Annotated in this window: 15 protein-coding genes and 1 pseudogene; 7 read left to right on the top strand and 9 right to left on the bottom strand. The window is 69.4% G+C overall.

Annotation, left to right across the window (positions count from 1 at the left end):
- Positions 1–43: 43 nt before the first annotated feature.
- Both CLV01_RS04270 and CLV01_RS04265 read left to right on the top strand, forming a co-directional pair.
- Positions 44–1,027: a Bug family tripartite tricarboxylate transporter substrate binding protein gene (locus CLV01_RS04270; protein WP_043780594.1), complete on the top strand. Its 984-nt coding sequence runs from the start codon at positions 44–46 to the stop codon at positions 1,025–1,027.
- A 7-nt stretch (positions 1,028–1,034) separates the two neighbouring features.
- Entirely contained in the window at positions 1,035–2,012 is a 978-nt protein-coding gene (locus tag CLV01_RS04265) for a succinylglutamate desuccinylase/aspartoacylase domain-containing protein (RefSeq protein WP_099734908.1), read from the top strand.
- 3 nt (positions 2,013–2,015) lie between these two features.
- On the opposite strand, the gene CLV01_RS04260 is transcribed toward CLV01_RS04265, so the two are convergent.
- The gene (locus CLV01_RS04260; protein WP_099734909.1) at positions 2,016–3,170 is read right to left on the bottom strand and encodes an NAD(P)/FAD-dependent oxidoreductase; all 1,155 of its coding nucleotides are present in this window, start codon (positions 3,168–3,170) and stop codon (positions 2,016–2,018) included.
- Positions 3,171–3,178: 8 nt separating this feature from the next.
- A complete protein-coding gene (uvrA, locus tag CLV01_RS04255) occupies positions 3,179–6,292 on the bottom strand; it encodes an excinuclease ABC subunit UvrA (RefSeq protein WP_063327539.1) in 3,114 nt (1,037 codons plus the stop codon).
- 273 nt (positions 6,293–6,565) lie between these two features.
- On the opposite strand from uvrA, the gene CLV01_RS04250 reads away from it, so the two are divergent.
- The 4 genes from CLV01_RS04250 to CLV01_RS04235 all read left to right on the top strand — a co-directional run bounded on the left by CLV01_RS04250 (position 6,566) and on the right by CLV01_RS04235 (position 10,830).
- A complete protein-coding gene (locus CLV01_RS04250) occupies positions 6,566–7,741 on the top strand; it encodes an MFS transporter (RefSeq protein WP_099734910.1) in 1,176 nt (391 codons plus the stop codon).
- Positions 7,742–7,901: 160 nt separating this feature from the next.
- A complete protein-coding gene (ssb, locus tag CLV01_RS04245; protein WP_088165774.1) occupies positions 7,902–8,468 on the top strand; it encodes a single-stranded DNA-binding protein in 567 nt (188 codons plus the stop codon).
- 86 nt (positions 8,469–8,554) lie between these two features.
- Positions 8,555–9,052, top strand: a complete 498-nt coding sequence (locus tag CLV01_RS04240; RefSeq protein ID WP_099734911.1) for a hypothetical protein — start codon at positions 8,555–8,557, stop codon at positions 9,050–9,052.
- Between the two features lie 323 nt (positions 9,053–9,375).
- Complete coding sequence (locus CLV01_RS04235) at positions 9,376–10,830, top strand: SulP family inorganic anion transporter (protein ID WP_373681034.1); 1,455 nt, start codon at positions 9,376–9,378, stop codon at positions 10,828–10,830.
- A gap of 30 nt (positions 10,831–10,860) precedes the next feature.
- Here CLV01_RS04235 and paaE read toward each other — a convergent pair whose 3' ends face one another.
- The 6 genes from paaE to paaK are packed head-to-tail and all read right to left on the bottom strand — an operon-like array spanning position 10,861 to position 16,009.
- Positions 10,861–11,958, bottom strand: a complete 1,098-nt coding sequence (paaE, locus tag CLV01_RS04230; RefSeq protein ID WP_013804628.1) for a 1,2-phenylacetyl-CoA epoxidase subunit PaaE — start codon at positions 11,956–11,958, stop codon at positions 10,861–10,863.
- A complete protein-coding gene (paaD, locus tag CLV01_RS04225; RefSeq protein ID WP_099734913.1) occupies positions 11,955–12,524 on the bottom strand; it encodes a 1,2-phenylacetyl-CoA epoxidase subunit PaaD in 570 nt (189 codons plus the stop codon). The genes paaE and paaD overlap by 4 nt, the downstream gene beginning before the upstream one ends.
- Positions 12,524–13,306 carry a 1,2-phenylacetyl-CoA epoxidase subunit PaaC gene (gene paaC, locus CLV01_RS04220; protein ID WP_043825951.1) on the bottom strand — a complete coding sequence of 261 codons (783 nt, stop codon included), beginning with the start codon at positions 13,304–13,306 and terminating at the stop codon, positions 12,524–12,526. Before paaC ends, paaD begins: the two co-directional genes overlap by 1 nt.
- Before the next feature lie 13 nt (positions 13,307–13,319).
- Positions 13,320–13,625, bottom strand: a complete 306-nt coding sequence (paaB, locus tag CLV01_RS04215) for a 1,2-phenylacetyl-CoA epoxidase subunit PaaB (protein WP_016454266.1) — start codon at positions 13,623–13,625, stop codon at positions 13,320–13,322.
- Complete coding sequence (gene paaA / locus CLV01_RS04210; RefSeq protein WP_099734914.1) at positions 13,622–14,644, bottom strand: 1,2-phenylacetyl-CoA epoxidase subunit PaaA; 1,023 nt, start codon at positions 14,642–14,644, stop codon at positions 13,622–13,624. Before paaA ends, paaB begins: the two co-directional genes overlap by 4 nt.
- 45 nt (positions 14,645–14,689) lie before the next feature.
- Positions 14,690–16,009 (bottom strand): phenylacetate--CoA ligase PaaK, encoded by a 1,320-nt coding sequence (gene paaK, locus CLV01_RS04205; protein ID WP_099734915.1) that lies wholly within the window; start codon positions 16,007–16,009, stop codon positions 14,690–14,692.
- 148 nt (positions 16,010–16,157) lie between these two features.
- Between paaK and paaN the strand changes: the two are divergent.
- Positions 16,158–17,815: pseudogene (gene paaN / locus CLV01_RS04200) on the top strand (phenylacetic acid degradation protein PaaN).
- A 15-nt stretch (positions 17,816–17,830) separates the two neighbouring features.
- On the opposite strand, the gene CLV01_RS04195 reads toward paaN, so the two are convergent.
- Positions 17,831–18,466 carry a TetR/AcrR family transcriptional regulator gene (locus CLV01_RS04195; protein WP_099734917.1) on the bottom strand — a complete coding sequence of 212 codons (636 nt, stop codon included), beginning with the start codon at positions 18,464–18,466 and terminating at the stop codon, positions 17,831–17,833.
- Between the last annotated feature and the right edge of the window lie 103 nt (positions 18,467–18,569).

The raw sequence follows: 18,569 nt of genomic DNA, 5'->3' as shown, positions 1-18,569 counted from the left end.
AGTCCTTCGCACAATCAATCTCATACATTTCAGGAATAACCCCATGCCCAGCAACTCCCTCCTGCGCCGCACCGCCCTGGCCTGCGGCCTGCTGATCGCCGCCACCGGCAGCGCCTTCGCCGACGACGCCGCCAGCTACCCCAACCGTGCCATCACCATGATCGTGGGCTACCCCGCCGGCGGCAGCACCGACCTGGTGGGCCGCTTCGTGGCCGATGGCCTGGCCTCGCGCCTGGGCCAGCCCGTGGTGGTGGAGAACCTGGGCGGCGCAGGCGGCGCCATCGGCGCGCAAAAGGCCGTCAAGGCCACGCCCGACGGCTACACGCTGTTCGTGGGCGCCAACAACGAGCTGGCCATCGCACGGCTGATCAACAAGAGCATCAAGTACTCCATCGGCGACTTCACGCCCATCGGCATGATCGGCTCCCAGCCCATGGTGCTGGTGGCCTCGCAGAAGGCCGGCGTCAAGACAGCCGCCGAGTTCAGCGCCCTGGTGGCCAAGAACCCGGGCAAGTTCAGCTACGGCAGCTCGGGCGTGGGCACGGCACTGCACCTGGCCGGTGAAATGATCAAGGAGCAGGGCAAGCTGCACATGACCCACATCCCCTACCGGGGCGTGGCGCCCCTGACCACGGACCTGGTGGGCAACAACATCGAGTTCGGCATGTTCGTGCTGTCCTCGGGACTGCCCCAGATCCGCGCGGGCAAGGTCATCGCCCTGGGCACGACGGAGGCCAAGCGCTCGGCCATCACGCCCGACATCCCGGCCCTGTCCGAGCTGCCCCAGTACAAGAACGTGGACATCAACGTCTGGTTCGCGCTGATGGCGCCCAAGGGCCTGCCCGCACCCGTGGCCGCCAAGGTCAAGAAGGCGCTGGACGAGACCATGGCCTCGCCCGAGTTCCGCAAGAAGATGGAAGAGGCAGGCTCGGTGGTGGCCGATCCCAAGACGGATGCCGGCAAGTACATCAACGCCGAGATCGCCAAGTACACCAAGATCGTCCAATTCGCCCACATCGAGAACTGAGCCAGCCATGGACGCTTTGCGATTTGACCTTCCCCTGCCCGACCTGAGCGCCTGGCGCGCGGGCAATACCGGTACCGAGGGCGTGTGGCAATTCGACTCGGGACGCCCGGGCCGCCACGTGATGATTTCCGCGCTGGTGCACGGCAACGAGATCTGCGGCGCCTGGGCCGTGTCCGGGCTGCTTCAGGCCCTGAGCAACGGCCTGGCGCTGGACAACGGCCGCCTGACCCTGGTGCTGGCCAACCTCGATGCCTTCGACCGCTTCGACGCGGCCAGCCACGATGCCTCGCGCTTCGTGGACGAGGACATGAACCGCCAGTGGATAGACGCACGCATCGACGAGGGCAATACCCGCGAGCGCCGCCGCGCCACCGCGCTGCGCCCCTTCGTGCAGCAGGCCGACTGGCTGCTGGACCTGCATTCCATGCACGAGCCCTCGGCCCCGCTGCTGCTGACCGGCATGCAGCCGCGCAACCGCGATCTGGCACGCCAGATGGGCGCGCCGGCGAACATCGTCGTGGATGCCGGCCACAAGGACGGCACGCGGCTGCGCGACTACGGGCGCTTCGGCCTGCCCGATGCCGAGGCCGGCGACTCGCGCTCGCTGCTGATCGAATGCGGCTTCCACGGCGATCTGGCCAGCCGCGACGTGGCGCACGACCAATGCCTGCGTTTTCTCGAAGTGGCCGCCATCTTCGACAACAGCGCGCTGCACGCCGCCCTGCCCGGCTGGAAGCAGGCCGACGCACCGGCCCAGTGGGCGCTGGAAGTCACGGCGCCCGTGGTGGCCAAGAGCAGCGGCTTTCGCTTCACGGCGCCGTTCACGGGGCTGGAGCGCTTCGAGAAGGCCGGCACGGTGATCGGCGACAACGATGGCGAGCCGGTGATCACGCCCTATGGCGACTGCGTGCTGGTCATGCCCTCGGTGCGCCAGGCGCGTGCGGGCGTGACCGTGGTGCGCTTTGCGCGGCGCTCGCCGCTCTGAGCCTCAGGGGCGCTGACAGCGCGCGGGCGACAGCCGTTCAGGCTGCACGCCCTGCGCGGCCAGGCGCGCATCCAGCGGCTCGCCGCGCAGCAGGTTGCGCGCCAGCAGGCTGTAGCCGAAGGCACTCTGTATTCCGTAGCCGCCCTGGGCGGCCACCCAGAAAAAGCCCGGCAGCGGCGCAGGCGAGGCATCCCAGCCCACGGCCATCTCGCCGTCGGCCACAAAGCTGCGCAGCCCGGCCCAGGTGTGGGAGGGCCGGCGAATCTGCAGCGTGGTCACTTCCTCGATGCGCCAGATGCCCGTGGCCACGTCCAGCTCCTCGGGCGCCACGTCCTGCGGCGCCACGGGGTCGACGTTGGCGGGCGAGCCCAGCAGCTGGCCTGCATCGGGCTTGAAGTAAAAGCCCTCGTCGGCGCTGATCACGGCGGGCCAGTGCGCGGCATCCATGCCTTCGGGCACGGCAAAGGTGAAGGCACTGCGCCGCTTGGGCACCAGGCCGATGGGCGCTGCGCCCGCCAGCGCACCCAGCGCATCGGCCCAGGCGCCGGCCGCGTTGACCACGCAGCGCGCGCGCACCTGGCTGCCGTCGGCCAGGTCCACGGTCCAGACACCGCCGTCCTGCGCCAGCGCACGGACCTCGGCGCTGCAGCGCAGCTCGCCACCGCACTGGCGCAGGCCGCGCAGAAAGCCCTGGTGCAGGCCATGCACGTCGATGTCGCGCGCGCCGTCGTCCGCAAAGCCATCGACCAGCAGCGTGGTGTTCAGGCAGGGCACCAGGGCCTTGAGTTCATCGGGGCCCAGGCGCCGCGCCTGGGGCGAGTGCAGGAGCGCCTCGGCATGGGCAGCATCGAGCAGGTCCTTCTGCGCGGCCGTGCCCACATAGAGCACGCCGCGCGGCGCCAGGATGGGAGCCTGCACAAAGCCTTGCGGCGGCTGCTCGTAGAAGGCGCGGCTGGCGCGCGTCAGCGCCTGGACCTGCAGCGGGCCATAGTGCTCCTCATACAGCGCGGCCGAGCGGCCCGTGCTGTGGTAGCCGGGCTGGGATTCGCGCTCCAGCACCAGCACCGAGGCGCCGCCATCGCGCGCCAGCTGCCAGGCGACCGAGGCACCGGCCATGCCCGCGCCCACCACCACGAAATCACGGATGCTGCTGTCCATGGCCGGCCTCACTTTGCGTTCTTGCGGCCTGGCTTGGCCTGCGCGGGAGCCGACGCTGCCTCCAGGTAGGGCCGCAGATAGCGCCCCGTATGGCTGGCCGGGTTGGCCGCCACGTCCTCGGGCGTGCCCGTGGCCACCACCTGGCCGCCGCCCGAGCCGCCTTCGGGGCCCATGTCGATGATCCAGTCGGCCGTCTTGATCACGTCCAGGTTGTGCTCGATGACCACGATGGTGTTGCCCGCATCGCGCAGCTGCTGCAGCACCTTGAGCAGCAGGGCGATGTCGGCGAAGTGCAGGCCCGTCGTGGGCTCGTCCAGGATGTAGAGCGTGCGCCCCGTGTCGCGCTTGGACAGCTCCTGGGCCAGCTTGACGCGCTGCGCCTCGCCGCCCGACAGCGTGGTCGCGCTCTGGCCCAGGCGGATATAGGACAGGCCCACGTCCAGCAGGGTCTGCAGCTTGCGGGCGATGGTGGGCACGTCCTTGAAGAAGGCATGGGCGTCCTCCACCGTCATCTCCAGGATCTGGGAGATGTTGCGGCCCTTCCACTGCACCTCCAGCGTCTCGCGGTTGTAGCGCTGGCCGTTGCAGATGTCGCAGGGCACGTAGACGTCGGGCAGGAAGTGCATCTCCACCTTGACCACGCCATCGCCCTGGCAGGCCTCGCAGCGGCCGCCGGCCACGTTGAACGAGAAGCGCCCGGGGCCGTAGCCGCGCTCTTTGGCGGTGTTGGTCTCGGCCATCAGGTCGCGGATGGGCGTGAACAGGCCCGTGTAGGTGGCCGGGTTGCTGCGCGGCGTGCGGCCTATGGGCGACTGGTCCACATTGATGACCTTGTCGAAATGGCCCATGCCGATGATGTCGTCGTGCGGCGCAGCCTCGCCGCCGGCACGGTGGATCTGGCGCGCCGCCTCGGTATAGAGCGTGTCGTTGACCAGCGTGCTCTTGCCCGAGCCCGAGACGCCGGTCACGCAGGTCAGCAGGCCCACGGGAAAGTCCGCCGTCACGCCCTTGAGATTGTGGCCGCGTGCGCCCACCACGCGCAGGGCCTGCAGTTGCGGCGCGCCGGGGGCAGTGGCGTTGTCGGGATTGGCGGGGGGCTGCTGGGCGCGGGCCGGGAAGCCCTTGGCCGCTGGCCGGGCCTCGCCCTCGGCCGTTGCCTCCAGCACGGGTTGCCAGGGCGTGCGCCGCGCAGGCACTTCGATGCGCTGGGTGCCCGCCAGGTAGCGGCCCGTGGGCGAATCGGGGTTGGCGCGCACCTCTTCGTAGCTGCCCTGGGCCATGACGCGGCCGCCATGCACGCCCGCGCCGGGCCCCAGGTCGATGATCTGGTCGGCCGCGCGCATCATGTCCTCGTCGTGCTCGACCACGATGACGCTGTTGCCGATGTCGCGCAGGTGCTGCAGCGTGCCGATGAGCTTGTCGTTGTCGCGCTGGTGCAATCCGATGCTGGGCTCGTCCAGCACATACATCACGCCCGTCAGGCCGCTGCCGATCTGGCTGGCCAGGCGGATGCGCTGGGCCTCGCCGCCGGACAGGGTGTCGGCGCCGCGCTCCAGGCTCAGGTAGCTCAGGCCCACGTCGTTGAGGAACAGCAGGCGCGAGGCGATCTCGCGCACCACCTTGCCCGCGATCTCGGCCTTGGCGCCCGACAGCTGCAGGGACGCGCACCAAGCATGGGCCTCGGCCAGCGTGGCATGGCCCACCTCGTAGATGGCGCGGGCCTGCTCGCCCTCGCCGATGCGCACGAAGCGCGCCTCGCGGCGCAGCCGCGTGCCGCCGCAGTCGGGGCAGACGGCGACGCTGCGCAGCCGCGCCAGGTCGTCGCGCACCACGCTGGACTCGGTCTCGCGCCAGCGCCGCGTGATGTTGGGGATGATGCCCTCGAAGGGATGGCTCTTGACCATGGACTCGCCCTTGCGCGCGCCGCTGTCGAAGACGTAGCTGAAGGGCATTTCCTCCTCGCCCGAGCCCCAGAGCACCACATGGCGCACCTTCTCGGGCAGCTCCTCGAAGGGCAGCTCCACATCGGTGCCGTAGTGGCGCGCCACGCTCTCCAGCATGGAGAAGTAGTAGCCGTTGCGCCGGTCCCAGCCCTTGACGGCGCCGCTGGCCAGGCTCAGCGTGGGGAAGGCGACCACGCGCTCGGGGTCGAAGGACTCCGTGCAGCCCAGGCCGTCGCAGCCCGGGCAGGCGCCCATGGGCGAGTTGAACGAGAACAGGCGCGGCTCCAGCTCGGGCAGCGAATAGCTGCACAGCGGGCAGGCGAACTTGGCGCTGAAGAGGTGTTCCTTGCCGCTGTCCATCTCCAGTGCGATCACGCGGCCGCCGGCGTCGGCGCCACCCGCGCGCAGGGCGGCCTCGAAGCTTTCGGCCAGGCGCTGCTGGGCGTCGGCGCGCACCTTGAGGCGGTCGATCACCACGTCGATGTCGTGGCGCTCGTTCTTCTCCAGCGCGGGCAGGGAATGGGACTCGTGGATCTTGCCGTCGATGCGAAAGCGCACATAGCCCTGGGCCTGCATCTGCGCGAACAGCTCGGCGAACTCGCCCTTCTTGTTGCGCGCCAGCGGCCCCAGCACCATGAGGCGCGTGTCCTCGGGCAGGGCCAGGGCCGCATCCACCATCTGGCTGATGGTCTGGGACTGCAGCGGCAGGTTGTGGTCGGGGCAGTAGGGCGTGCCGGCGCGTGCGAACAGCAGGCGCAGGTAGTCGTTGATCTCGGTCACCGTGCCCACGGTGGAGCGCGGGTTGTGGCTGGTGGCCTTCTGCTCGATGCTGATGGCGGGCGACAGGCCCTCGATCAGGTCCACATCGGGCTTGTCCAGCCGCCCCAGGAACTGGCGCGCATAGGCCGACAGGCTCTCCACATAGCGGCGCTGGCCCTCGGCATACAGCGTGTCGAAGGCCAGGCTGGACTTGCCCGAGCCCGACAGCCCGGTGATCACCACCAGGCGGTTGCGCGGAATGTCCAGGTCGATGTTCTTGAGGTTGTGCGTGCGCGCACCGCGGATGGCGATGCGTGACTGCGCCAGCGCCAGGCCAAGGTAGCGGCCGTCGGGCTGGGAGCGGGAGTCGGCGGCCCGGTCCAGGCCGCCGTCTTCGGAAATCGTGTGGGAACCAGGCATCGGGAAAACCCCTGCGAAGGCGAACCCGCCATGATAGGTCAGAACCCGTGCCACCGCATGGCGGCTCGGTCTGCGGGGCGGCAGGGACTGCTGCGGCGCCCATTCACAAAACTGTCTTGCACTGCCTTGCATAACCCAGCCACCCCGCAGCGCCGGCCTATGGGCGAGAATGGCGGATTGCTTGCCCCCACAACAGTGCACCCCGTGCTCGATTCCCCCACACCCGTCCACGGCGCCCAGGCGCCAGCCCCCTCCTCGGCCGCATCGGGCCGCATGACCCCGCAGGAACGCCGATCCAGCGCCAGCCTGGCGCTGATCTTTGCGCTGCGCATGCTGGGCCTGTTCCTGGTGCTGCCGGTGTTCGCGCTGGAGGCGCGCAAGTACCCGGGCGGTGACGATCCGGCCATGATCGGCCTGGCCATGGGCCTGTACGGGCTCACCCAGGCCGTGTTCCAGCTGCCCCTGGGCCTGGCTTCGGACCGGTTCGGGCGCAAGCGCGTCATCGTCGCCGGGCTGCTGGTCTTTGCGGCGGGCAGCCTGCTGGCGGCCACGGCCGACTCGCTGCTGGGCCTGATGTGGGGCCGGGGCCTGCAGGGCGCGGGCGCCGTCTCGGCCGCCGTGACCGCGCTGCTGGCCGACCTCACGCGCGACAGCGTGCGCACCAAGGCCATGGCCATGGTGGGCGGCAGCATCGGCCTCATGTTTGCGCTGGCCCTGGTGCTCAGCCCCCTGCTGGCGGCCTGGGGCGGGCTGCCCGGCATCTTCGGCCTGACCTGCGCCCTGGCGCTGGCGGGCATTGCCGTCGTGCTCTGGGTCGTCCCGCCCGAGCCCGCGCGCCACGCCGACCAGCCGCGCGGCCGCATGGCCGAGCTGTGGCGCCATGGCGATCTGGTGCGCCTGAACCTGGGCGTCTTCGTGCTGCACACCGTGCAGATGTCCATGTGGGTGGCCGTGCCCGCCATGCTGGTGCAGGCAGGCCTGGACAAGCAGGCGCACTGGCATGTCTACCTGCCGGCCGTGGTGCTGTCCTTCGCCGCCATGGGCGGCCTGTTCGCCATGGAGCGGCGCGGGCGCCTGCGCGCGGCCCTGCTGGGCGCCATCGCCCTGATCACCCTCGTGCAGATCGGCCTGGGCCTGCTGGCGGCCGGTGGCGCGCGGCCGCCGCTGTGGGCCATGGCCGTGCTGATGTTCGTGTTCTTCTGCGGCTTCAACGCGCTGGAGGCCACCCAGCCCAGCCTGGTCTCTCGCATGGCCCCGGCCCCGCTGCGCGGCGCGGCGCTGGGCGCCTACAACACGCTGCAATCGCTGGGCCTGTTCGCAGGCGGCGCGCTGGGCGGCGCCGTCGCCAAATGGGCCGGCATGCCGGGCCTGTTCACCCTGACGAGCGTCCTGGCCGTGCTGTGGCTGGTCGTCACCTGGCCGCTGCGCCCCGTGGGCCGCCACGGCTGAACGGCGGATTTTCAGACGGTTACAAGCCGCCGCCACAGGCGGTTGCCACGGGATATCCGCCCCCTGCCATCGGCGGACGGCTTGCGGCACAATGGCGCGTCTGGCCCGGGATCCATCCCTCTATGCCCGGGCCACTTCCCTATGTAAAGGTATTTCACTCATGGCATCCGTCAACAAAGTCATCATCGTCGGCAACCTCGGACGCGACCCCGAAATGCGCACCTTCCCGAGTGGCGATCAGGTGGCCAACGTGACCATCGCCACCACCGACCGCTGGCGCGACAAGAACACGGGCGAGAACAAGGAAGCCACCGAGTGGCACCGCGTGGTCTTCAACGGCCGCCTGGCTGAAATCGTGGGTCAGTACCTGCGCAAGGGCAGCCAGGTCTATGTCGAAGGCAGCCTGCGCACGCGCAAGTGGACCGACCAGGCCAGCGGCCAGGAACGCTACGCCACCGAAATCCGCGCCGACAGCATGCAGATGCTGGGCAGCCGCCAGGGCGGCGGCGGTGGCCAGCAAGGCGGCGGCTACGGCGATGAAGGCTACGGCGACAGCGGCTACGACGCCCCTCCCCAGCAGCAACAGCGCCGTCCGGCCCCTGCCCCCATGGCAGCGCCCGCACCGCGCCAGGCCCCTCCCCAGCGCCCCGCTCCCGCGCCCATGGCCCCCCCGCCCCAGCGCGCGGCCTCGGGCTTTGACGACATGGATGACGACATTCCGTTCTGATTCGGACCATCAAGGTTCTTGAGCATCCAGACCCGCTTTCCCCGGAAAGCGGGTTTTGTTTTTCCAGGCGCCCGACGACAAATCCCATGCCCCTGCCGCATGCCAGAACCCTGTTGTGGAGTCTTGTCCTGTGCCTGCCGCTGGCCGTGTTCGGCTGGCTGGCTGCAGCCCTGTGCCTGATCTCGCAGGAGGACTACACGCCCGAGCCCGGCAGCTTCACCTACTACATCGGCATCTCGTCCCTGGTGCGCCATGCGCCGCTGGTGGGCGCACTGGGCAAGGCGGAGTACTTCGGCACCGTGGGCGACGGCAACAAGCCGCCACACGGCCTGGTGTCCTATGACGTGGAGTTCGCAAGCATTGGCCCCGCTACGCACGCCTTCGATGCCTACCTGCTCGGCAAAGGCTATTCCCGGACTGCGGACGACGAAACGCCCGGCCCCTCCTACGGCATGGGGCGGCGCGTTCGCCATGCCAGGTACACGGCGGCTTCGGGCCAAGTCGTCTACGTGGAAGTGGTGCAGGCCTCGTCGGCCGAGCAAGGCCCTGTGCGCTACCGCGCCACCATGGCGCACTACGACTGATTGCGGCCAGGGGTCCATCCCACGGCAGGCAGCACCCCCTCGTACAATCGCGCCCGTGATTTCAGTCCACCGGCACCGTCAACCAGGGGCTCGCCAAGCGCGCAGCCGCGATGCCGCACGCCTTCACAGCTTCACGCTGGCCCGCATCGCGCGCGGCTCGCAGAGCCGGCGCTCGGGCTGCACCCGCCTGGCGCCGCCGTAGCACGGTCGAACCGTACAAGCCGCCAGGTTTCGGGCATGGCCCGACGCCCGGCATGTTCATTCCCGTCTACAAAATCCTGCCCCGCCCTGCCACACACAGCGCGACGGGGCCGGCCATTTCCATGTCGAAACACCCCCATCCCTTTCGCGCCGAGTGGGCGCCCAGCATTCCGCGCGAGCTCATGGCCGGCGCCGTGGCCACCTTTGCGCTGATCCCCGAGGTCATCGCCTTCTCCTTCGTGGCTGGCGTCGATCCCGCCGTCGGCCTGTTCGCCTCCTTCATCATCAGCATCGTCATCGCCTTCACCGGCGCGCGCCCGGCCATGGTGTCGGCGGCAGCGGGCTCGGTCGCCCTGGTGGCCGCTCCGCTGGTGCATGCGCATGGCGTGCAGTACCTTTTTGCGGCCGGCATTCTTGCGGGAGCCGTGCAGATCCTGTTCGGCCTGCTGCGCCTGGGCGTGCTGATGCGCTATGTGTCCGGCTCGGTGCGCACGGGCTTCGTCAATGCGCTGGCCATCCTGATCTTCTCGGCCCAGATGCCGCACCTGATCGGCGCCAATGCCGCCACCTGGGCCATGGTGGGCGCCGGCCTGCTGATCATCTACGGCCTGCCCCGGCTGACCACGGCCGTGCCCTCGCCCCTGGTCTGCATCGTGGTGCTGACGGTGGCGGCGAATTGGCTGGACCTGCCCCTGAAGACGGTCGCCGACCTGGGCCTGCTGCCGGACGGCCTGCCCAGCTTCGGGCTGCCGCAGGTGCCTTGGTCGCTGGAGACGCTGCGCCTGATCGCCCTGCCCGCGCTGGCGATCGCCATGGTGGGATTGCTGGAGTCCATGATGACGGCCAGCGTGGTCGATGAACTCACGGACACGCCCAGCTCCAAGAACCGCGAGTGCAGCGGCATCGGCGTGGCCAACATCGCGGCCAGCCTGTTCGGCGGCATTGCCGGCTGCGCCATGATCGGCCAGACCGTGGGCAATGTGCGCTACGGCGGCCGCGGCCGGCTTTCCACGCTGTTCGCGGGCGCCTTCCTGCTGATCCTGATGGTGCTGCTCAAGCCCTGGGTGTCCCAGGTGCCGGTGGCGGCGCTGGTGGCCATCATGGTGATGGTGTCGGCCTCCACGCTGGACTGGGGATCGGCCCGCGCCCTGCTCAGGCATCCCAAGCTGTCCAGCGCCGTGATGCTGGCCACCGTGGTGGTCACCGTGGCCACGGACAACCTGGCCGCCGGCGTGGGCGTCGGCGTGCTGCTCAGCGGGGTGTTCTTCACCTTCAAGGTCTCAAGGCTGCTGTCCGTCGAGAAGACGGAGGACGGCGCAGGCCTGACCTACCGGGTCTCGGGCCAGGTCTTCTTTGCATCGGCCGACCTGCTGGTCGATGCCTTCGACGTGCGGGACATCGAAGGCCGGCCGGTGCGCATCGAACTGACCAACGCCCATCTCTGGGACATCACGGCCGTCAATGCGCTGGACAAGGTCTGCCAGCGCCTGCGCAAGCACGGCAGCACGGTCGAGGTGACGGGCCTGAACGAACACGGCCGGGCACTGGTGTCGCGGCTGGATATCGGCATCGAGTAGGCCCGCGGCCGTCCCCGGGCGGGACGGCCCTCACCGCTCATCGAACGACAGCACCACCCGCTCGGTCAGCGGATGCGCCTGGCAGGTCAGGACAAAGCCGCAGGCGACCTCGTTCTTGTCGAGGGCGAAGTTGCGCTCCATGCGCACTTCGCCCTCGACCACCTTGGCGCGGCAGGTGCCGCAGACGCCCGAGGTGCAGGAATAGGGCACTTCCAGCCCGGCCGAGGAGGCCGCGTCCAGGATGCTGGCCTGGCCGCGCGTGAAGGGGATCTCGCGCGAGAGGCCGTCGCGCACCAGGGTGATGCGGGCGGTGGCGGCGTCGCCAGGCTGGGCCTCGTGCACCACGGCGCCCACCGTGCCCTGGCCTGCGGCCGGCAGGGCCACGCCGAAGCGCTCGATGTGGATGCGTTCCTCGGCCACGCCGGCGGCCAGCAGGGCGGCCTCGGCCTCGTCGTTCATCTGGAAGGGTCCGCAGATGTAGACATGGTCGATGTGCGCGGCCGGCACCACGCCCTGCAGGAATTCTGCGATCTTGCTGCGGTCCATCACGCCCATGTTCAGCGGCAGGTCGGTGTGCTCGTCCGAGAACACATGCTGCAGCGACAGCCGCGACATGTAGCGGTTCTTGAGGTCCTCGATCTCCTCCTTGAACATGGTGGACTGCAGCTGGCGGTTGCCGTAGATCAGCGTGAAGCGGCTGGCAGGCTCGCGCGCCAGCACGGTCTTCATGATGGACAGGATGGGCGTGATGCCGCTGCCGCCGGCGATGCCCACATGGTGGCGCGCGGCCCCGGGCTCGATGGGCACGAAGAAGCGGCCCTGGGGCGCCATGACCTGCAGCGTGTCGCCGGGGCGCAGATGCTCGTTGATCCAGTTGGAGAACTGGCCACCGCGCACCTTGCGCACGCCCACGCGCAGCTCGCCGTCATCCACGCCTGCGCAGATGGAGTAGCTGCGGCGCAGGTCCTGGCCGTCGATCTGGTGGCGCAGGGTGAGGTACTGGCCCTGGGTGAAGCCGAAGACCTCGCGCAGCGCGGGCGGCACGTCGAAGGAGACGACCACGGCCTCGGCCGTGTCGGGCGCAATGCTGCGCACGCGCAGCGGGTGGAACATCGTGGTCGTGGTCATATCGGCTTGAAGTGTTCGAAGGGTTCGCGGCAGTCCAGGCAGCGGTGCAGGGCCTTGCAGGCCGTGGCGCCGAAGGCCGACAGCCGTTCGGTGTGCGCGCTGCCGCAGTGCGGGCAGGCAACGGGCTCGGGCACGGCGATGCCCTGGCGGCGGCGCACCAGGCGGATGGGCGAGGTGCCTTCCGGCAGGCCGGAGTCGCCACAGCGCCCGGGGGGCGCGATGCCGTACTCGCGCAGCTTGCGCCGGCCGTCGTCGCTGATCCAGTCCGTGGTCCAGGCCGGGGCGCGGCGCAGCACGGCACGCGCAGGGCCCAGGCCTGCGGCCTCGATGGCATCGAGCACGCTGCGCTCGATGACCTCGGTGGCCGGGCAGCCCGAGTAGGTGGGCGTGAGCACGATCTCCATGCCCTGGCCTTCGGGCAGGGCATGGACCTCGCGCACGATGCCCAGCTCGCAGACCGAGATCACGGGCACCTCGGGATCGGGCACGTCCTGCAGCGCGGCCCAGGCCAGGCGCTCGCGCTCGGCCAAGCCGGATGTGACGGCCACAAGCCGTGCGGCAGCCATCACCACACCCCGCCCGGATAGGCGCGCTGCAGATGCTGCATCTCGGCCAGGATGAAGCCCATGTGCTCGCTGTGCACGCCGTTGCGGCCCGTGCTGCGGAAGGCGGATTCGGCCGGCATGTCCAGCGTGGCCTCCTGCAGCAGGGCGGCCATTTCGGCCTGCCAGGGCTCGCGCAGTTCGGACCAGGCCGGGCCCAGGCCGCTGGCACGTGCGGCGGCGTCCGTGGCGTCGTCGGTGAACAGCTCGGCCGCATAGCGCCACAGCTGGGCCAGGGCCGCCTCCATGCGCTGGCGCGATTCCTCGGTGCCGTCGCCCAGGCGCACCACCCAGTCGCCCGCGTGCTGCTCGTGGTAGCGCGCTTCCTTGAGCGCCTTGGCGGCGATGGCGGCCAGCTCGGCGTCGCTGGAGTGCACCAGGCGCTCCCACATCAGGCGCAGCCAGGTGGCGGCCATGGCGTTGCGCAGCACGGTGAAGGCGAAGTCGCCGCGCGGCAGCTCGGCCAGCGTGGCGTTGAAGTAGTCGCGCTCGTCGCGCAGGAAGGCCAACTGGTCCTCGTCGTGCGCGCGGCCTTCAAGCTGGCCGGCGCGCGTGAGCAGCGCACGCGCCTGGCCAACCAGGTCCAGCGCCATGTTGGTCATGGCGATGTCCTCTTCGAGGATGGGCGCGTGGCCGCACCACTGGCCCAGGCGCTGGGCCAGGATCAGGCAGGTATCGCCCAGGCGCAGCAGGTACTGCACCTCGGGACGGGCGTCGATGGCGATGGAGGAGGCGGAGGCATTCATGGCAGCTCCCCGCTCACATGTGGTCCACCGAGGGCGGCAGCTGGTAGAAGGTCGGATGGCGGTAGACCTTGTCCTGGGCCGGGTCGAAGAACATGTCCTTGTCGCCGGGGTCGCTGGCCACGATCTGGTCCGAGCGCACCACCCAGACGCTCACGCCCTCCTGGCGCCGCGTGTAGACATCGCGCGCCATCTGCAGCGCCATCTGCGGGTCGGCCGCATGCAGGCTGCCGCAGTGCTTGTGGTCCAGGCCGGCCTTGCTGCGGACGAAGACTTCCCACAGCGGCCATTCGTTGGTGATGTTCTGTTCGACGGTGGTCATGCGGCCTCCTTGCGGGTCTGGTTTCTCTGTGTCTGCTTGCGGGCATGGGCCAGGGCGGCCTCGCGCACCCAGGCGCCTTCGTCCCAGGCTTTGACGCGGGCGCCCAGGCGCTCGCGGTTGCAGGGGCCGTCTCCGGCGATCACGCGCCAGAACTCGTCCCAGTCGATGGGGCCATGGTCATGGGCCTGGCGGGCCTCGTTCCATTTCAGGTCGGGGTCGGGCAGGGTCACGCCCAGCACCTTGGCCTGGTCCACCGTGGCGTCGATGAACTTCTGGCGCAGCGCGTCGTTGGAGATGCGCTTGATGCCCCAGCGCATGGACTGTGCGCTGTTGGGGGACTGGTCGTCGGGCGGGCCGAACATCATGATGGACGGCCACCACCAGCGGTTGACGGCGTCCTGCACCATGGCCTTCTGCGCCTCGGTGCCCTGCTGCATCATGGTCAGCAGCGACTCGTAGCCCTGGCGCTGGTGAAAGCTCTCCTCGCGGCAGATGCGCACCATGGCGCGCGCGTAGGGCGCATAGGAGCAGCGGCAGATGGGCACCTGGTTCATGATGGCCGCGCCGTCCACCAGCCAGCCGATGGTGCCCATGTCGGCCCAGGTCAGCGTGGGGTAGTTGAAGATGGAGCTGTACTTGGCCTTGCCCGTGTGCAGCGCGTGCAGCATCTGGTCGCGGCTGCTGCCCAGCGTCTCGGCGGCGGCGTAGAGGTACAGGCCATGGCCGCCCTCGTCCTGCACCTTGGCCAGCAGGATGGCCTTGCGCTTGAGCGTGGGCGCGCGGCTGATCCAGTTGCCCTCGGGCAGCATGCCGACGATCTCGCTGTGCGCGTGCTGGCTGATCTGGCGCAGCAGCGTCTTGCGGTAGTTGTCGGGCATCCAGTCCTTGGCCTCGATGAATTCGCCGGCATCGATGCGCTCGTCAAAGCGCTGCTGCAGGCGCATTTCGTCGGCCGAGCGCACGGCCTTGCCGCCATCGCCCGCTTCCTTGCCCATGGTGTCCATGGCCTGGGTATACATGTGCGATCTCCTTGAATGAAATGGTTGACGACGGCCGGCGGTGCCTCAGCGCGGCCGCTTGTCGTACACGCGCCGGGCCTTGCCGGTCTGCGTGCGCTCGATGGTGTCGGGATCGAAGACGCGCACCGCCGTGGAAATGCCCACCAGGGTCTTGATGCGCTGCTGCACCCACTGCGCGATCTCGCCGCGCTCGGCATCGCCCAGGCCGCGCCGCTGCGGCTGCAGCTCGCAGTGCACCTCGACGGTGTCCAGCAGGCCTTCACGGCTGATGTGCATCTGGTACAGGCCCGTGAGGCTGGCATTGGCCAGCACGATTTCCTCGATCTGGGTCGGAAAGACGTTGACGCCGCGGATGATCATCATGTCGTCGCTGCGCCCCACGATCTTGCCCATGCGCCGGAAGCTGCGCGAGGTCGGCGCAAGCAGCCGCGTCAGGTCCCGCGTGCGGTAACGAATGATGGGCATGGCTTCCTTGGACAGCGACGTGAAGACCAGCTCCCCCTCGCTGCCGTCGGGCAGCACCTCGCCCGTGTCGGGGTCGATGATCTCGGGATAGAAATGGTCTTCCCAGATCACCGGCCCGTCCTTGCTCTCCACGCATTCGCTGGCCACGCCCGGGCCCATGACTTCGGACAGGCCGTAGATGTCCACGGCATCCAGCCCCGCCTTGCCCTCGATCTCGCGGCGCATGGCCTCGGTCCAGGGTTCGGCGCCGAAGATGCCGATCTTGAGCGAGCTCTCGCGCGGGTCCAGGCCCTGGCGCTGCATCTCCTCGACGATCACCTGCATGTAGCTGGGCGTGACCATGATGATGTCGGGCCGAAAGTCCTGGATCAGCTGCACCTGCTTTTCGGTCTGCCCGCCCGACATGGGCACCACCGTGCAGCCCGCGCGCTCGGCACCGTAGTGCGCGCCCAGGCCGCCCGTGAACAGGCCGTAGCCGTAGGCCACATGCACCATGTCGCCGGGCCGCCCGCCCGCCGCGCGGATGGAGCGCGCCACCAGGTTGGCCCAGTTGTCGATGTCATTCAACGTGTAGCCCACGACCGTGGGCTTGCCCGTGGTGCCCGAGGAGGCATGCACGCGCGCCACCTTCTGGCGCGGCACGGCGAACATGCCGAACGGGTAGTTCTCGCGCAGGTCCTTCTTGGTGGTGAAGGGAAAGCGGGCCAGGTCGGACAGCGTGCGCAGGTCGGACGGATGCACGCCCTTCTCGTCGAAGGCGCGGCGGTAGTGCGGCACGTTGTCGTAGGCATGCTGCAGCGACCAGCGCAGGCGCTGCAGCTGCAACGAGGCGATCTCGTCGCGGCTGGCGGTTTCGATGGGGTCGAGGTCGCCGGGGGCGGGGCGCAGGTCTTTGTTCATCGGGGTTCTGGCGTCGTGAGGCAAGGGGTTCAGAATAATTGACCGACCGGACGGTAGGATTATAAGATGCAGCTTTCTTGAGCAACAAGGCTTGTTGTCCGGTACTAACCCTGATAGCGACGCCACATTCCAACCCAGGAGACATCCCATGCCCGCCCACGCCCTCTACGAACGCCACCGCCCCTGCTCGACGACGCGCTGCAGGCCCTGTCCCGCCGGGGCCACTGGTCGCCCTTCCCCGAAGCGCCCTCGCCCAAGGTGTATGGCGAGACCGCCCAGGCCCAGGGCCACGCCGCCGTGCAGGCGCTGTTCGGCAAGGACTATCCGCTGCAGCAGCCCGGTGAACGCGCCCGCGTGGCCACCGAGCAATCACCTTATGGCGTGGCCCTGGACATCCGCTACCCCGAGTGCGATGCCCAGGCGCTGGTGGACGCGGCCCAGGCGGCCGAGCCCGCATGGCAGGCGCTGGGACCCCAGGGCCGCACCGGCGTGTTGCTGGAGGCGCTGACGCGCATCCACCAGCGCAGCTTCGAGATCGCGCATGCGGTGATGCTGACCACGGGCCAGGGCGCGATGATGGCCTTCCAGGCCGGCGGCCCCCATGCCCAGGACCGCGCCCTGGAAGCCATTGCCGTGGCCTGGAAGGCCATGGCCGACGTGCCTGCCGAGGCCGTCTGGGAAAAGCCTCAGGGCAAGCATGCGCCCGCCGTGCTGCACAAGCGCTTCGAGATCGTGGGGCGCGGCGTGGCCCTGGTCATCGGCTGCGCCACCTTCCCGACCTGGAACACCTACCCGGGCCTGTTCGCCGCGCTGGCCACGGGCAACCCCGTGATCGTCAAGCCCCACCCCAACGCCGTGCTGCCGGCCGCGCTCACCGTGAGCGTGCTGCGCGATGTGCTGACCGAGCAGGGCCTGGACCCCAACCTCGTGACCCTGGCCGTGAGCGACAAGCCCGAATTGACCCAGGCCCTGGCCACGCATGCGGCCGTGGCCTCCATCGACTTCACGGGCGGCAATGCCTTCGGCCAGTGGCTGCAGGCGCATGCGCCGCAGGCACGCCTGTATGCCGAGATGGCCGGCGTGAACCTGGTGGTGATCGAGTCCACCGATGCCTACGCAGGCATGCTGCGCAATCTGGCCCTGTCACTGTCGCTGTACAGCGGCCAGATGTGCACCACCACGCAGAACCTGCTGGTTCCGGCCGGCGGCATAGAGACTGACCAGGGCCACAAGAGCTTCGAGCAGGTTGGCGCCGATCTGGCCGCCGCCATCGACCAGTTGCTGGCCGATCCCAAGGTGGCCTTCACCGTGCTGGGCGCCATAGGCTCTGCGCAGACCGTGGAGCGCGTGGAACAGGCCGCCACCGTGGGCCGCGCCGTGCGCGCCTCGCAAAAGCTCACCCATCCCGAGTACCCGCAGGCCGAGGTGCGCACGCCCGCGCTGCGCGCGCTGGACGTGGCGGACGCCGCCATCTACGAGCGCGAATGCTTCGGCCCGGTCTCCTACCTGGTGGCCGTGCCCTCGGCCCAGGCCGCGCGCGAGCGGGCCGAGCGCAGCGTACGTGCGCATGGCGCGATGACGCTGGGCCTGTACTCCACGGATGCGGCCTTCGTCGATGCCGTGGCGGCCTCGGCGCTGCGCTCGCGCGTGGCCCTGTCCATCAACCTCACGCAGGGCGTGATGGTCAACCAGTCGGCAGGCTTCTCGGACTTCCATGCCACGGGCGGCAATCCCGCGGCCAATGCCAGCTACACCACGCTGGCCTTCGTGGCCGACCGCTTCGTGGTCGTGCAGCGCAGGTGGTGAGGGGCCGGGCCGAGCCTAGGCATGGCGGGCCTTGCGCGGCTTCTTGCCGTCAGGCATGCTGACCGCGCGCACGCCGCCGAAGAACAGCTGGGACACCATGGTGCCAATGGCGTCATGGTCCAGCGTGCCGCCCGGCTTGAGCCAGGTGAAGGTCCAGTTGATCATGCCGAACAGCAGCATGGCCAGGGGCTTGCCCAGGGCGCTGTCGGCAGGTTCTCCGCGCACCTGGGCAATGGTCTGCGCAAAGGCGGCGACCACGCGGCGCTCCACGTCCAGGATGCGCTGCTGGTCTTCCTCGCGCAGGAAGCGCACGTCCTCGGTCAGCACGCGGTGGGCATTCTGGGCCTGGGCGTACTCCTGGCCGAAGCCGCGGATCAGCGCATGCAGGCGCTGTTCGGGATCGGCATGGGCCTGCAGGGTGTCGTTGACCAGGGCTTCGAGGCGCAGCACATGCTCTTCGGCAATGCGCACGGCCAGGTCGTGCTTGTCGATCACATAGTGGTAGAGCGTGGCCTTGGAGACGCCGCAGGCCGCAGCCACCTCGTTCATGGAGGTGCCCGCATAGCCGCGCTGCGCGAACAGCTGGGCGGCGTGGGAGAGGATCATTTCACGCTGGCCATCGTAGCCAGCAGGGTCACGTACGCGTGCCATGCGGCGGCGTCCTTTCGGTAGGTGTCGTTGCCAGGGTCCGCCCGTGCGGCCCGGGCCGGAATTATGGACGGCGCAGCGGCGCGCGCCCCCGCGATTACCAGTT

The organism is Delftia sp. 60, assembly GCF_002754395.1.
GTDB classification, from domain to species: domain Bacteria; phylum Pseudomonadota; class Gammaproteobacteria; order Burkholderiales; family Burkholderiaceae_C; genus Comamonas; species Comamonas acidovorans.
Note: the sequence above shows the minus strand (reverse complement) of the source record. Positions and strands in the feature narration are given on the sequence as shown.